This is a genomic window from Erwinia wuhanensis (genome assembly GCF_030484085.1).
Taxonomy (GTDB): Bacteria; Pseudomonadota; Gammaproteobacteria; order Enterobacterales; family Enterobacteriaceae; genus Erwinia; species Erwinia aeris.
The window spans coordinates 334,995-349,141 of the sequence record NZ_JAUJUH010000001.1 but is presented as its reverse complement, the minus strand read 5'-3'; the positions used below and the strand labels follow the sequence as shown (position 1 = coordinate 349,141).

General features: G+C 54.8%; 11 protein-coding genes. 7 read left to right on the top strand and 4 right to left on the bottom strand.

Annotated elements, in window-relative coordinates; translation table 11 throughout:
* The first annotated feature begins 55 nt into the window (after positions 1-55).
* The gene (uspE, locus tag QZH36_RS01615) at positions 56-1,006 is read left to right on the top strand and encodes a universal stress protein UspE (RefSeq protein WP_253453971.1); all 951 of its coding nucleotides are present in this window, start codon (positions 56-58) and stop codon (positions 1,004-1,006) included.
* 55 nt (positions 1,007-1,061) lie between these two features.
* On the opposite strand, the gene pntB is transcribed toward uspE, so the two are convergent.
* On the bottom strand, positions 1,062-2,450 hold the full coding sequence (gene pntB / locus QZH36_RS01610) for a Re/Si-specific NAD(P)(+) transhydrogenase subunit beta (RefSeq protein ID WP_253453969.1): 1,389 nt from the start codon (positions 2,448-2,450) through the stop codon (positions 1,062-1,064).
* A gap of 10 nt (positions 2,451-2,460) precedes the next feature.
* Entirely contained in the window at positions 2,461-3,993 is a 1,533-nt protein-coding gene (pntA, locus tag QZH36_RS01605; RefSeq protein WP_301729504.1) for a Re/Si-specific NAD(P)(+) transhydrogenase subunit alpha, read from the bottom strand.
* 516 nt (positions 3,994-4,509) lie between these two features.
* On the opposite strand from pntA, the gene ydgH reads away from it, so the two are divergent.
* Together ydgH and QZH36_RS01595 are read left to right on the top strand one after the other, a co-directional pair.
* Positions 4,510-5,460 carry a DUF1471 family protein YdgH gene (gene ydgH / locus QZH36_RS01600; RefSeq protein WP_253453965.1) on the top strand — a complete coding sequence of 317 codons (951 nt, stop codon included), beginning with the start codon at positions 4,510-4,512 and terminating at the stop codon, positions 5,458-5,460.
* A 265-nt stretch (positions 5,461-5,725) separates the two neighbouring features.
* Complete coding sequence (locus tag QZH36_RS01595; RefSeq protein ID WP_301729503.1) at positions 5,726-7,117, top strand: basic amino acid/polyamine antiporter; 1,392 nt, start codon at positions 5,726-5,728, stop codon at positions 7,115-7,117.
* Here the strand turns inward: QZH36_RS01595 and QZH36_RS01590 are convergent.
* Positions 7,114-7,527, bottom strand: a complete 414-nt coding sequence (locus QZH36_RS01590) for a hypothetical protein (RefSeq protein ID WP_125287647.1) — start codon at positions 7,525-7,527, stop codon at positions 7,114-7,116. The two genes, QZH36_RS01595 and QZH36_RS01590, sit on opposite strands and share 4 nt — an antisense overlap.
* A gap of 178 nt (positions 7,528-7,705) precedes the next feature.
* Here QZH36_RS01590 and rstA point away from each other — a divergent pair, with 178 nt between their 5' ends.
* Both rstA and QZH36_RS01580 read left to right on the top strand, forming a co-directional pair.
* The gene (rstA, locus tag QZH36_RS01585) at positions 7,706-8,437 is read left to right on the top strand and encodes a two-component system response regulator RstA (RefSeq protein ID WP_301729502.1); all 732 of its coding nucleotides are present in this window, start codon (positions 7,706-7,708) and stop codon (positions 8,435-8,437) included.
* A gap of 1,024 nt (positions 8,438-9,461) precedes the next feature.
* Positions 9,462-10,256, top strand: coding sequence for a DUF4225 domain-containing protein (locus tag QZH36_RS01580; RefSeq protein WP_301729501.1), 795 nt, complete (start codon positions 9,462-9,464; stop codon positions 10,254-10,256).
* Here the strand turns inward: QZH36_RS01580 and QZH36_RS01575 are convergent.
* Positions 10,253-10,570: a hypothetical protein gene (locus QZH36_RS01575; protein ID WP_301729500.1), complete on the bottom strand. Its 318-nt coding sequence runs from the start codon at positions 10,568-10,570 to the stop codon at positions 10,253-10,255. The genes QZH36_RS01580 and QZH36_RS01575 overlap by 4 nt on opposite strands.
* A gap of 624 nt (positions 10,571-11,194) precedes the next feature.
* Here QZH36_RS01575 and rstB point away from each other — a divergent pair.
* On the top strand, positions 11,195-12,496 hold the full coding sequence (gene rstB, locus QZH36_RS01570; protein WP_253453955.1) for a two-component system sensor histidine kinase RstB: 1,302 nt from the start codon (positions 11,195-11,197) through the stop codon (positions 12,494-12,496).
* A gap of 25 nt (positions 12,497-12,521) precedes the next feature.
* Positions 12,522-14,003, top strand: coding sequence for a carboxypeptidase M32 (locus QZH36_RS01565; RefSeq protein ID WP_301729499.1), 1,482 nt, complete (start codon positions 12,522-12,524; stop codon positions 14,001-14,003).
* Positions 14,004-14,147 lie beyond the last annotated feature (144 nt).

Genomic DNA, 14,147 nt, shown 5'->3' with positions numbered 1-14,147 from the left:
TTCCCGACGTTGATTGGGCTATCTTTTAAGCTAACCAGCGTATGGAGGACCCGTTATGGCTAAGTACCAAAACATTCTCGTGGCGATCGACGCGCAACAGGACGACCAGCCAGCGCTGCGCCGTGCTGTCTATCTTAATCAGCGCCTCGGTGGTCAGATCACGGCTTTTCTGCCTATCTATGATTTTTCTTACGAAATGACGACGCTGCTGTCGCCCGACGAGCGCGTCACCATGCGCAAAGGGGTGATTAGCCAGCGCACCGAATGGATCCGCGAGCAGGCAAAAGCCTATCTGGCCGCGGGCGTGAACATTGATATCAAGGTGGTCTGGCATAACCGCCCCTACGAGGCGATTATTCAGGAAGTGCTGGACGGCGGCTACGATCTGCTGCTGAAGATGGCACATCAGCACGACCGACTTCAGTCGGTGGTGTTTACGCCTACCGACTGGCACCTGCTGCGCAAGTGTCCCTGCCCGGTATGGATGGTAAAAGACCAGCCCTGGCCGGAAGGCGGCAAGGCGGTAGTGGCGGTAAATCTCGCCAGCGAAGAGCCACATCACGACCCGTTGAATACTCAACTGGTCAAAGAGACGCTGGAGCTGGCGAAACAGGTCAACCATACCGAAGTCCATCTGGTTGGCGCCTATCCTGTTACCCCGGTAAATATCGCCATTGAGCTGCCCGACTTCGATCCCAGCGTTTACAACGATGCGATCCGTGGTCAGCACCTGCTGGCGATGAAGGCATTACGGCAAAGCTTCAGCATCGACGAAAAGTTTACTCATGTAGCAAAAGGCCTGCCGGAAGAAGTGATCCCGGACCTGGCGGATCGGCTGGACGCTGGCGTGGTGGTGCTTGGCACTATTGGCCGCACCGGACTGTCAGCGGCTTTCCTGGGCAATACGGCGGAGCAGGTTATCGATCATCTGCGTTGCGATCTGCTGGCGATCAAGCCGGAAGGCTTCGTATCGCCGATCGAACTGGATGATGACGAAGACGACTGATCGTTAGTCAAAAAAAAGGCCGGGGAACTCCCCGGCCTCTTACCTTCAGCGCCTGTTACAGCGCTTTCAGAATGGCATCCACCGTGGCTTTCGCATCACCAAACAGCATCTGGGTGTTGTCACGAAAGAACAGCGGGTTCTGCACGCCGGCATAGCCGGTGTTCATGGAACGCTTAAAGACCACCACGTTCTGCGCTTTCCACACTTCCAGCACCGGCATCCCCGCGATTGGGCTACGCGGATCTTCCTGCGCCGCCGGGTTGACGGTATCGTTGGCGCCAATCACCAGCACGGTATCCGTTTCGCTGAAGTCGTCGTTGATTTCATCCATTTCCAGCACGATATCGTAAGGCACCCGCGCCTCGGCCAGCAGCACGTTCATATGGCCCGGCAGACGTCCGGCGACCGGATGAATGCCAAAGCGCACCTTAATGCCCTGTGCACGCAGCTTCTCGGTGATTTCCGCTACGGGATACTGCGCCTGCGCTACCGCCATCCCGTAGCCCGGGGTAATGATCACGCTGCGCGAGTTCTTCAGCAGTTCCGCCGTTCCCTGCACGTCGATTTCGCGGTACTCGCCCGCTTCCTCGCCTTCGCCGGTCGAGCTGCTGTCGGTGCCGAAACCGCCTGCGATAACGCTGATAAAGGAGCGGTTCATCGCCTTACACATAATGTAAGAGAGAATGGCGCCGCTTGAACCGACCAGCGCGCCGGTCACGATCAGCAGGTCGTTGCTGAGCATAAAGCCCGCCGCCGCCGCCGCCCAGCCCGAATAGGAGTTGAGCATAGATACCACGACCGGCATATCCGCGCCGCCGATGGAAGCCACCAGATGCCAGCCGAACGCCAGCGCAATGATGGTCATCAGCAATAGCGCAAAGCCCTGCCATCCCGTGCTGTCGGTGCGCACAAAGATAATCAGCAGGCAAAGCGATACCACCAGCGCCAGCAGATTAAGCCGGTGCCGGTGCGGCAGCGCCAGCGGCCGGGAAGAGAGTTTCCCGCACAGCTTGCCCCAGGCGACCAGCGAACCGGTGAAGGTCACCGCGCCGATAAAGATACCGATAAAGACCTCAGTGAGATGAATGTTCTCTATCACCGCATCCATTCCGGGCGCGTGATCGAGATAGCTGTTAAAGCCCACCAGCACCGCAGCCAGGCCAACGAAGCTGTGCAGCACCGCCACCAGCTCCGGCATTTCGGTCATTTCGACCTTTTTTGCCAGCCGCACGCCAATCGCGCCGCCGATCACCATCGCCAACAGCACCCAGCCGACGCTGCTGCTGTCGGGGCCAAGCAGCGTCGCCAGCAGCGCAATCGCCATGCCGCTGATGCCAAACAGGTTGCCCTGCTTAGCGGTTTCATGCTTCGACAGCCCGGCCAGGCTGCAAATAAAAAGAATTGCGGCAACAATGTATGCTGCAGTCACTAATCCGCCAGACATTGATTACCCCTTAGTTCTTACGAAACATTTTCAGCATGCGCTGAGTCACGGTGAAGCCACCGAAGATATTGATGCTGGCAATCAGCACGGCAATAAAGGAGAAGAAGCTGACCCAGCCGCCGTGCCCCATTTGCAGTACCGCGCCGACCACGATGATGCCGGAGATAGCGTTAGTGACCGACATCAGCGGCGTATGCAGCGCGTGGCTGACGTTCCACACCACGTAGTAACCCACCACGCAGGCGAGCGCGAACACGGTAAAATGGGTCAGGAAGGCGGGCGGCGCAACGTTAGCGAGCCAGCCGAACAGCACGATAGCCAGCGCAAACAGCGCATATTTTCGGAAGGGTGAAGCGGGTTTCGCTTCTGGTTTCTCTGGCGCTTTGGCGGCCGCAGGCGCCGCTTTCGGCGCGGCGGAAACCTGAATCGGCGGCGCAGGCCAGGTGATTTCGCCCTGGCGCACCACGGTTACGCCCCGGATGACCACATCGTCGAAGTCGACAGTAATCTCGCCATTCTTCTCCTTGCAAAGCAGTTTAAGCAGGTTGACGAGGTTGGTGCCGTAAAGCTGTGAGGATTGAGTAGGCAGGCGGCCCGGCAGATCGGTATAGCCGATAATTTTCACGCCGTTTTCAGTTGTGGTGACCTGGTCCGCTACGGTCAGCTCACAGTTGCCGCCGGTTTGTGCCGCAAGATCGACAATAACGCTGCCTGGCTTCATGGCAGCCACCATGTCGGCGGTGATCAGTTTCGGTGCAGGTTTGCCGGGGATTAGCGCAGTGGTGACAATGATATCCACTTCCTTCGCCTGCGCGGCGAACAGCGCCATTTCCGCTTTAATAAAGGCCTCTGACATCACTTTCGCATAGCCGTCGCCGCTGCCCGCCTCTTCCTCGAAATCGAGTTCAAGGAATTCCGCGCCCATGCTCTGCACCTGCTCTTTCACTTCCGGGCGGGTATCAAAAGCACGCACGATAGCGCCAAGGCTGCCTGCCGCACCGATGGCCGCCAGCCCGGCGACGCCTGCGCCGATAACCATCACCTTAGCCGGTGGCACTTTGCCTGCGGCGGTGATCTGGCCCGTAAAGAAGCGGCCAAACTCATGCGCGGCCTCGATGATCGCACGATAGCCGGCGATGTTAGCCATCGAGCTGAGCGCATCCAGCGACTGCGCGCGGGAAATACGCGGCACCGCATCCATCGACATCACGGTGACGTTGCGCGCCGCCAGCTTCTCCAGCAGCGCCGGATTTTGCGCGGGCCAGATAAAGCTGACCAGCGTACTGCCCTCACGGGTTTGCGTAATTTCTTCATCCCCGGGCGCGTTGACTTTGAGCACGATATCCGCCTGCCAGACGGCGTCGGTATCGACCAGCGTAGCGCCCGCTGCGGCATAAGCGTCGTCGTCAAAGCTGGCTAACCTGCCTGCGCCCCGCTCCACCGCCACGCTGAAGCCCAGCGCCAGCAGCTGCTCAACCGTTTTGGGCGTGGCGGCGACTCGCGTTTCATTGGGCAACCGCTCTTTGGTAATTCCAATCAGCATAGTATTCCCTTTCATCAGAGGTAAGACGATTTCTTACTGCGGCGGCGCGGCTTAAGCGCCACCTGTTTTACTGCGAACACTTTATAAACTACTGAAAACGGCACGGTCATACCAGCCGTTGCCGTACCGTTTGCCCTTTTTATATCTGAAAAATTCGGCGCAGGCGGCAAAAACGCGATTTTCAGCGCTTATTTCGCGATATTCCTCGCATAATCTGCTAAGGAAAAGTAACAAAACGGTAAAGAAGCGGCGACAAAAGGTAATATTTAACAGCCAATTAACTGTAATAACGATAGTATTTAGTGGCTTAAGTGGTAAAGCCGTTGGCAAAGGTATTATTTAACATTTTTTTAATATGACCTGCCGCCGCTGCGCTTATCGCGGTGCCGCCTGACTCAAAATGGCTGAGACAGGACGCATTATTACATGCAATAATCGAGAGCTAATCTGTTACACATCAAGAGTCCAGCACGTTTTCGTACTCATTTTTTTTGCGCAAGGCGAAGGATTATTTTTATGAAGCTGAAGATTACTATTCTGGCATCAGCCCTGTTGTCGCTCACCTCACTTTCCGCTTATGCGGCCCAGGAACTGACGCCGGAAAAAGCGGCGGCGCTGAAGCCTTTCGATCGCATCAGCATTACCGGCCGTTTTAATGCCATTAACGAAGCCAACGAGGCGATTTCAAAACGTGCCGACGAGCTGGGCGCGAAAGCTTTTTACGTACAAAGTATTAACGACAGCAACAACAATGGCGGCAACTGGCGCGTGGTGGCGGATATCTATCGCGACGATGCGCAGCCGGCGCCGAAATCGCAGGATCGCGTGATCAATGGCGTGCGCGAGCTGACCAAGTCGGAAGCCTATAAGCTGGAACCCTTTGATACGGTTTCCGTCAGCGGCTTCTACCACAGCCAGCCGGACGTTAACGACGCTATTACCCGAAAAGCGAAAGAGAAAGGCGCGGCTTCGTTCTTTATTATCCGTCAGATCGACGCCAACAGCGGCGGCAATCAGTATATTACCGCCTATGTTTACAAAGCCGATGCGAAAGCGCGCCAGGTGCAGTCTCCGGATCTGATCCCGGCCGATTCTCAGGCAGGTAAAGCTGCCATCGCCGCAGGCGGTACTGCCGCGAAGGCTGTGCAGATCCCCGGCGTCGCCTCTTCCGAAACGCCAAGCAATAAAGTTGGCCGCTTCTTTGAAACGCAGTCCTCTACCGGCGAACGCTATACCGTGAGAACGCCGCAGGGCAAAAGCGTGCAGGAAGTCAACGCCATTACCGCAGCGCAGATGCAGCCGTTCGACAGCGTAACCTTTACCGGCCACTTCGGTACGCCTACGGAGATCTCCGACGCCGTGGGCCGGGCCGCGATTGAGAAAGGCGCCAAGTATTATCATATTACTCGCCAGTGGTCTAACCAGAGCGGCGGCAACCTGACCGTTTCTGCCGACCTGTTTAAGTAAGCATCAGCAAAGGCGCGCCTGTACGTCTGGCGCGCCTCTCTCAGGCAAAACGCTACAGCGCTCACCGCCGCCCCGCTGCATAACTTCCCGCCATAATTTGCATACTCAATCACTTTTCGCCCTCTTTCGCATTGCATCTCGCTGGGCCACTCCGTAAAATCGCCGCCGGTTTCAGGGGATCTCTTCGGGTTTAGCCGTGCAAAGCGTATAAATTGCGAGCCATTCATCCTGTTATGGTTTTTTATTCTGGTTTTGGGATGCTTTTTTGGACAAAAAATTAGGTCTTACCGCGCTGACGGCGCTGGTACTGAGTTCCATGCTGGGCGCCGGCGTTTTTAGTCTGCCGCAAAATATGGCGTTAGTGGCCGGCCCGGCGGCGCTGCTGACGGGCTGGGCGATCACCGGCGTCGGCATTATTATGCTGTCGCTGGCGCTGCTGCTGCTGACCCGCCTTAAACCCGAGCTGGACGGCGGCATCTATACCTATGCCCGTGCCGGTTTTGGCGAGCTGGTCGGCTTCTGCTCGGCCTGGGGCTACTGGCTGTGCGCGGTTATCGCTAACGTCTCATATCTGGTGATTGTGTTCTCCGCCCTGAGCTTCTTTACCGACTCGCCGGGCCACGTGGTGTTTGGCGATGGCAATACCTGGCAGGCCATGCTGGGCGCTTCGGTGCTGCTCTGGCTGGTGCACTGGCTGGTGCTGCGCGGCGTGCAGACGGCGGCGAGTATTAACCTTGTCGCCACCCTGGGCAAGCTGGTGCCGCTGGGGCTGTTTGTGGTGCTGGCGATAGCGGCCTTCAATCTCGATCGTTTCCGCTTTGATTTTTCAGGTATCGAGCTGGGCGTGCCGGTTTGGGAGCAGGTCAAAAACACCATGCTGATCACGCTGTGGGTGTTTATCGGCGTGGAAGGCGCGGTAGTGGTTTCCGCACGGGCGAGGAACAAAAAAGACGTAGGACGCGCCACGCTGCTGGCGGTAATTGCCGCGCTGGTGGTCTATCTGTTGGTTACGCTGCTTTCTCTTGGCATTGTGCCGCGAGCGGAACTGGCCCAGATGCGTAATCCTTCGATGGCGGGCCTGCTGAACCGCCTGATTGGCTCATGGGGCGATATGGTTATCGCGCTGGGGCTGATCGTCTCGGTTAGCGGCGCCTATCTCAGCTGGACGATTATGGCGGCGGAAGTGCCGATGCTGGCGGCCGGAAACGGCACCTTCCCGCGCTCGCTGGCGAAACAAAACGCGCGCGGCGCGCCCTCTGCCTCGCTTTGGCTGACCAATCTGAGCGTTCAGGGCTGCCTGATCCTGATTTGGCTGACCGGTTCCGATTACAACACGCTGCTGACCATCGCTTCCGAAATGGTGCTGGTGCCCTATCTTCTGGTCGGTGCCTACCTGTTTAAAGTCGCTCGCGCGCAGCAGAAAACGGCGGCGCTGGTCGTCGCATTGGGTGCCACCGCCTACGGTTTGTGGCTACTGTACGCCTCCGGGCCGCTGCACCTGCTGCTTTCCGTGGTGCTTTATGCGCCCGGGATGCTGCTGTTTATCTGGGCGCGCCGCAACGGCCGGGGAAATGGCTATCTGAATAAACTGGAAAAAATAGCGATGGGCGTGCTGATTGCCGGTGCTGCACCGGCAACGTGGATGCTGCTGCGTTAGTGAGAAAAAGCGGGCATGGCGATCGTTAACCGATCGTCATGCTGTTCCAGCGAAAGTGGCTTGACGTACTCTTCGCGGATAGCCTCAAGCTGCTGTTCAGAAAGCGGATAAGGCAGCAGGATTTCAAAGCGTTCAATGTGCTGTTGTTCAGCCAGGGTTATCAATCGGGCGATATTTATCTCATCGCTTACCTGGGTAGAAATGATTTGCAGCGCCAGCGCTTTCAGCCTTTCCGATGGCGGACAGGACTGGTCGGGCGAGTTTTTGGTCACCATGCCGAAAATAGGCATGACGCCGTAAATAGCGTCGACAAAGCTCCAGCGTTTTTTACAGGAAGCCGCGAGAAAATCGATATAGTTCAGGCAGATATGGCAATCCCGTCCCGTTGAAGCCAGCTCTTTATCAGACACCCTTTTCTCCCCTTTCTCCGTTAATCAACGCACCGCGTCGTCAGGCAACAACCCTGTCGAATATAATGACATATTTTACGCCATTTATACTATACATCGAGAGTTATTTAGCCCTGACTTATAGTAGTCAGCGTAAACATTGGGTAATGTTGTTACTCCCAGGTAAAAAAATGTCGCTATGAATAAAATAGTATTCGTTGAGGACGATCGGGATGTGGGCGAACTTATCGCCGCCTACCTGAAGCGTCATGATATTGAAGTGATCGTAGAAAGCCGTGGCGACCGCGCCGAAGCCACCATTGAGGCCGCCATGCCGGATCTGGTGATGCTGGATATTATGCTGCCCGGCAAGGACGGCATGACGCTGTGCCGCGATCTGCGCGCCAGCCAAACATGGTCCGGCCCGATTGTGCTGCTGACCTCGCTGGACAGCGATATGAATCATATTTTATCGCTGGAGATGGGCGCCAACGACTATATCCTTAAAACCACGCCGCCTGCGGTACTGCTGGCGCGCCTGCGGCTGCATCTGCGTCAGGCCGCGACGCACAGCGGCGACGAGGCGGTGATTGCTCCGGCCGTGAGCGCACAGAAAACCCTGCGTTTCGGCACGTTGACCGTGGATGCCGTTAACCGCCAGGTCACGCTGGGCGGCGAAATCATCGCTCTTTCCACCGCTGACTTCGATCTGCTGTGGGAGCTGGCGACGCATGCCGGTTCGATTCTTAACCGTGATGCCCTGCTGAAAACGCTGCGCGGCGTGAGTTACGACGGCATGGACCGCAGCATCGACGTGGCGATCTCACGCCTGCGTAAAAAGCTGCTGGACAGCGCAACCGAGCCTTATCGCATTAAAACAATCCGTAATAAAGGCTATCTGTTTGCGCCACACGCCTGGGATACGCAATAAAAATCGTTCGTCTGGCGGATGTCGGTAAAATTTTGTTCTGCCGATCCGTGTCAGGACGATTGTGCAGCAGGCAGCCTTTTTGTTCTGCCGATTCGTTCAAGGACAATCGCGCAGCAGGTAGTCCTGTTCCCGACATTACCAGCCGGGACATGTAACCGAAACAGCGGCTCAGCACTTTAATAAAACCGAATAAACCTGTGACAAGGCCCACCGAAGTGGGCCTTTGCATTTTCAGTGGTAAAATCCGGTATGGCCCGGAGGGCCAAAATGCTGAGCCGCGCTCCGTGGAAGCGGCGGTGGCCCTATATGTTGACTGCCGCTGCCTGCTGTCCCTGGCGCACCAGCATGATGATGCCGGTCTGATGATGGGCTGGAATGATGATGCGTGCCGTCAGCCACTACGCAGCCAGCCAGGGCTGCGCTTCCCAATACTATGAGCAAACCTGATATTACTTTTTTTACAAACATAATCTTTTCCGGTTAAGTAGCACCCGCTCAGAATATGGCTGGGATTTTATACCAACGTTAAATGCAAAGGGAGTTTTACAGCATTCTTCAAATTTAATGCCCAGGATCAATTTAATACAGAAAATTTTTTCTGGCATGAGAAAACATGACACAAAAGCGAACACCCAAGGACATGCATCACTTTTTAGCGCCAAAATCCTTCTTTTCCTGTTCTGAAACCAGACGTTATAAGTTGATGATACCGTGAAAACAGATAAGCCTTTTCAACTTCTCTATAGGGTGAAAGAGGATTTATGCAAAGACACATTAACACATTCCAATTAAATAACTTTTTTGAAAATAAAAATCAAATAACCGCTATAAAAATAGCTATAAGTTCCAATATTAATAATTAAGTAAATCTGTTTTTGGAGAGAAATCCGTTGGGATTTTAAAGAATGTCTCTTTACAATCACCAGAGAAAAACACATAGTATTTTCATCTAACTCCCCTTCAGAAACGGCCTTATTTTAACTATCTTACCGGTAAGCTATTTCAATGGATAAAAGGATGAGTTATGGATAACTACTTAGCGAGAGCCCCCTTCACCCGTTACTTCCTTACAATGGCAGACCTTGAGGCACGGCAACTTTCAAGACTTGCTGCCCAACTGGCGGATCGCCACCTCAGAAATACAGCTGTAAGAATGGATTTCAGAGACAATATACAAAATTTTATCGTTCATCAGTTACAAACTATCCGAACCGCCCGGCAGGATCGTCTCTGCCAGCAATCTCTCAATAATCTGAAGCAGGAAAGAGCGTTTCTGGAAAGTCAGGATCGCCAGCTAAGCATGGGTAATGCTAAAATCGTTGCGACCGCTCAGTTAAGGCAGGAAAATGGAATATGGGGTTATGTAATTAATGGTGTTGGCGTAGTACTGAGTGGGTTTCAGATTGTTGCGGGTGGTGGGATATTAGCGGCTTCGATTGGATCGGGCAACATTATTGGAGTTGCATTTGGTGGTATGCTCGCCTTACACGGTCTTAACGCATTTCAGGAAAGCATTTCTGACTTTTTTGATGGTAAAAACGATCGTATTGGTGATTTAAAACAAGGTTATATCTACGCGGTGAAACTCCTTGGCTTCGATAGCAGAACCGGCAGGCTTGCATATAGCTATATGGATTTATTCTTATCAGCTTATGGTATGTCGCGACTGATTATGAAACCAGAAGCATGGAGGCTGTTTCACTACCTGAGATCGGATTATGTGCGGAACATTAAGAACATGTCACGAACCGACCTTCTGATTGAAATTGGAAGTGATGCCATGACAATTAAATCAATTCATGGTGAACATCATAACTAGCTGTTATTCCTGATAAACAGATATGCCTTGGCACCCAACTTTAACGGTGCCAGAAACCAGAAAACAATCAAAGTAAAAATTAATGTTAAAATGGTTGATAAAAAATCAGGCTGTCCTCTGATAAAATAAGCCCCTCCAAAATAAAAAAGCACAACTAAAAGAAATATTACACATCCAATAAACCTTTTCCTTAAGTCAATAAGCAGCGCCTGATACGTTGTTGTATCTTGTTCAACCCGATGTTTGAGCAAAGCAATTTCCCTGGCACTAAACCCCTGCTCTGAAAGTTTTTCTTCCATTTTAATATTTGTCATCTGTCATCCTTACTTGACGTTATCCCCATCAGTTATAATAACGCGCTCGATGCAAAGGGCAACACAAAACCCCATTTTTTCCGGGGCTATAACTGTACTATCAATAAGCTGTCCATGCTGAAACAGGGGTTCGCCGAATGTATAGCGGCGGTATTCATACTATAAAATTACCTCCCCCCGAGTTTTATACGTTAAGGGAGCAGAAAAAGCTTACGGGATATTTTCCAAAAATTTCCGTGACTCTTCAGCGGCGCGGATTTTGCACCACAAGGATACACAAGCTTTATTTTGTGTTCGTCTCCGGATCGAAGCGTGGTAGCCAGGCCTCTCACTATCGGGACTCTGGAACATCTATCCGGGACAGAGCCGTGAGGCGAGCAGGGTTTTATCGCCTCCCATATCAGTCAAGGCATACATTTTACCTGCTGGAGGCTATCTGCCGACGCAGGCCCGGCTTTCATTGCTAATCGGAGGATGCAGAAATGGTTTACACCGTCTGCTCACCGTGAATAAATGCACTGGGCCGAACTGTTGAACAAGCGCACAGGGGGATTACGTCCTGCCCCCACAGTGCCCTTTCAGCCATCGCGATATAGCTAAATTTATGTTTTTTAGGTAAAAAAAATGAAGAAGCTGTTTATTCAGTTTTATCTGCTGCTGTTTGTCTGTTTTCTGGTCATGGCGATGCTGGTGGGGCTGGTGTATAAATTTACTGCCGAGCGTGCCGGGCGAGAGTCAATGGATGACCTGATGAAAAGCTCGCTCTACCTGATGCGCAGCGAGCTGCGGGAAATCCCGCCCCGCGACTGGAATAAAACCATCGATAATCTGGATCTTAACCTCTCTTTTAAGCTGCATATCGAGCCGATGAACAAGTATCAGCTGGATGCGCCTACCATGCGCCGCCTGCGCGCGGGCGGGATCGTCGCCCTTGATGACGAATACACTTTTTTACAGCACATTCCGCGCAGCCATTATGTGCTGGCCGTGGGGCCGATCCCTTACCTCTTTTTCCTGCACGAAATGCGCATCCTGGATATCGTGCTGCTGGCCTTTATCGGCATTTCGCTGGCGCTGCCGGTGTTTATCTGGATGCGGCCGCACTGGAAAGACATGCTGCGGCTGGAGTCGGCGGCGCAGCGCTTCGGCCAGGGCCATCTGGACGAGCGGATCCATTTTGATAACGCCTCCAGCCTGTTGCGGCTCGGCGTGGCCTTTAATCAGATGGCGGACAATATCAATACGCTGGTGGTCAGTAAAAAGCAGCTGATTGACGGCATCGCCCATGAGCTACGCACGCCGCTGGTGCGCCTGCGCTACCGGCTGGAGATGAGCGATAATCTTAGCGCCAGCGAAGCCGCCGCGCTGAATCGCGATATCGGCCAGCTGGAGTCGCTGATTGAAGAATTGCTGACCTACGCCCGCCTGGACAGGCCAAAGGTCGATCTGCATCTTCAGTCGCTCGATCTGGCTGCCTGGCTGAGCGAACGGCTGGACGATATCCGCATGGTGCATCCCGAATTTACCCTGGAGCTGGATACGCCGCAGCGTCAGAACCTGGGCGTGGCGGACACGCGGCTGATGGAGCGAGTGCTGGATAACCTGGTCAATAACGCGTTGCGCTATGCCCGGCAGCGCCTGCGCGTCGGGCTGTGGTTCGACGGCGATACCGCTTGCTTGCAGGTAGAGGATGACGGGCCGGGCATTCCACTGGCCGAGCGCGAACGGGTATTCGAGCCTTTCGTGCGTCTTGACCCCAGCCGCGACCGCGCGACCGGCGGCTGCGGGCTTGGGCTGGCGATTGTGCACTCGGTAGCGCAGGCCTTTGGCGGCACCGTGACTATCGACGCCAGCCCGCTTGGCGGCGCAAGCGTTCGCTTTTGCTGGCCGGTTGATTTACCCTTAACGCCTCCTCGCGCTGTCTGACAGCGCCATGACTAAAAGGATATCTATGTCATCCGCCTATGCAAATCTGACCCGAACCTTTACCCGTCTTTCCCGCTTCGGCCATCTGTCAGCCATCGCCGGCTGGGATATGATGACCATGATGCCGCCCGGCGGCAGCAGCGCACGCGGCGCGGCGCTGGCCGAACTGAGCGTGCTGCGTCATGAAATCCTGACCGATAAAGCCGTGGCGCAATGGCTGGATCAGGCTGCCAATGAAACCCTGAATGACGTGGAGCGCGCTAACCTGCGTGAGATGCGCCGCGCTTACGATCAGGCCGCCCTGCTGCCTGCCGCGCTGGTCGAGGAAAAATCTCTCGTCGGCGCCCGCTGCGAACACGCCTGGCGTCAGCAGCGCCCCGCCAATGACTGGCAGGGTTTTGCCGCTAATCTGAAGGAAGTGGTGAAGCTGAGCCGGGCGGAAGCCGAACTGCGCGCGCAGGCGAACGGCTGCTCCCGTTACGATGCGTTACTGGATCTTTATGAGCCTGGCATGACCGCCGCTAAGCTGGACAGCACCTTCGGCGAGCTGAAGCAGTGGCTGCCTTCGCTGCTGGCGCGTATTGTCGAGAAGCAGTCCCACCAGCCGGTTGCCGTACCGGTTGGCCCTTTCGCGGTGGAGTCGCAGCAGCTGCTGGGCAACGCGCTGATGAAGCTGCTTAATTTTGACTTTAATGCCGGGCGACTGGACGTCAGCGCGCATCCGTTTTGCGGCGGCGTTCCGGAAGATGTACGCATTACTACCCGCTACAACGCTAACGAATTTATCAGCGCGATGATGGGCGTGATCCACGAAACTGGCCACGCCTGCTACGAGCAGAATCTGCCGAAGCAGTGGGCCGGTCAGCCCGTTGCACTGGCCCGCTCCACCGCGATTCACGAGTCGCAAAGCCTTTTCTTTGAAAAGCAGCTGGGCCGCAGCGCGGAGTTTTTGAGCCTGCTGCTGCCGCAGGTTAAAACGCTGATGGGCGACCGTCCTGAGCTGGAAGAAGCTAACTTTATCGCCCTTAACCAGCGCGTTAAGCCTGGTTTGATCCGCGTGGATGCGGATGAAGTGAGCTATCCCGCGCATATCATTCTGCGTTATGAGATCGAGCGTGCGCTGATCGAAAGCGAGATTGAAGTGGACGACATCCCGACGCTGTGGCAGGAGAAGATGCAGGCGCTGCTGGGGCTGGACACGACCGGCAACTATCGCGACGGCTGTATGCAGGACATTCACTGGACGGACGGCTCGTTCGGCTATTTCCCTACCTACACGCTGGGTGCCATGTACGCGGCACAGCTTTTCAACAGCGTGAAAAAGGCGCTGCCGCAGGTGCACAGCGATATCCGCGAAGGAAATCTGCAACCGATCTTTGACTGGCTACAGCAGAATATCTGGCAGCACGGCAGTCGTTTCACCACCCGTCAGCTGATTGAAAACGCCACCGGCGAAGATCTTAATCCGCGCTTTTTCCGGCAGCATCTGGAAAACCGCTACCTGTAACCAGTCCGCAAGCCCGTCGCGCCGGCGGGCTTTGTACAATCGGTAACACGCCGATACCAATCACTCACGGAAAGCCCGCCGCCCTTCCCTTATAGTCTCTTCACCGGCCCCGCAGTGGGCTGAAAAATGAAATAACACTTTGAG

Coding starts and splice junctions, on each gene's coding strand:
- uspE (WP_253453971.1), top strand. CDS start 56: ATGGCTAAGTACCAAAACATTCTCGTGGCGATCGACGCGCAACAGGAC.
- rstB (WP_253453955.1), top strand. CDS start 11,195: ATGAAGAAGCTGTTTATTCAGTTTTATCTGCTGCTGTTTGTCTGTTTT.
- pntB (WP_253453969.1), bottom strand. CDS start 2,450: ATGTCTGGCGGATTAGTGACTGCAGCATACATTGTTGCCGCAATTCTT.
- QZH36_RS01580 (WP_301729501.1), top strand. CDS start 9,462: ATGGATAACTACTTAGCGAGAGCCCCCTTCACCCGTTACTTCCTTACA.
- pntA (WP_301729504.1), bottom strand. CDS start 3,993: ATGCTGATTGGAATTACCAAAGAGCGGTTGCCCAATGAAACGCGAGTC.
- QZH36_RS01575 (WP_301729500.1), bottom strand. CDS start 10,570: ATGACAAATATTAAAATGGAAGAAAAACTTTCAGAGCAGGGGTTTAGT.
- ydgH (WP_253453965.1), top strand. CDS start 4,510: ATGAAGCTGAAGATTACTATTCTGGCATCAGCCCTGTTGTCGCTCACC.
- rstA (WP_301729502.1), top strand. CDS start 7,706: ATGAATAAAATAGTATTCGTTGAGGACGATCGGGATGTGGGCGAACTT.
- QZH36_RS01565 (WP_301729499.1), top strand. CDS start 12,522: ATGTCATCCGCCTATGCAAATCTGACCCGAACCTTTACCCGTCTTTCC.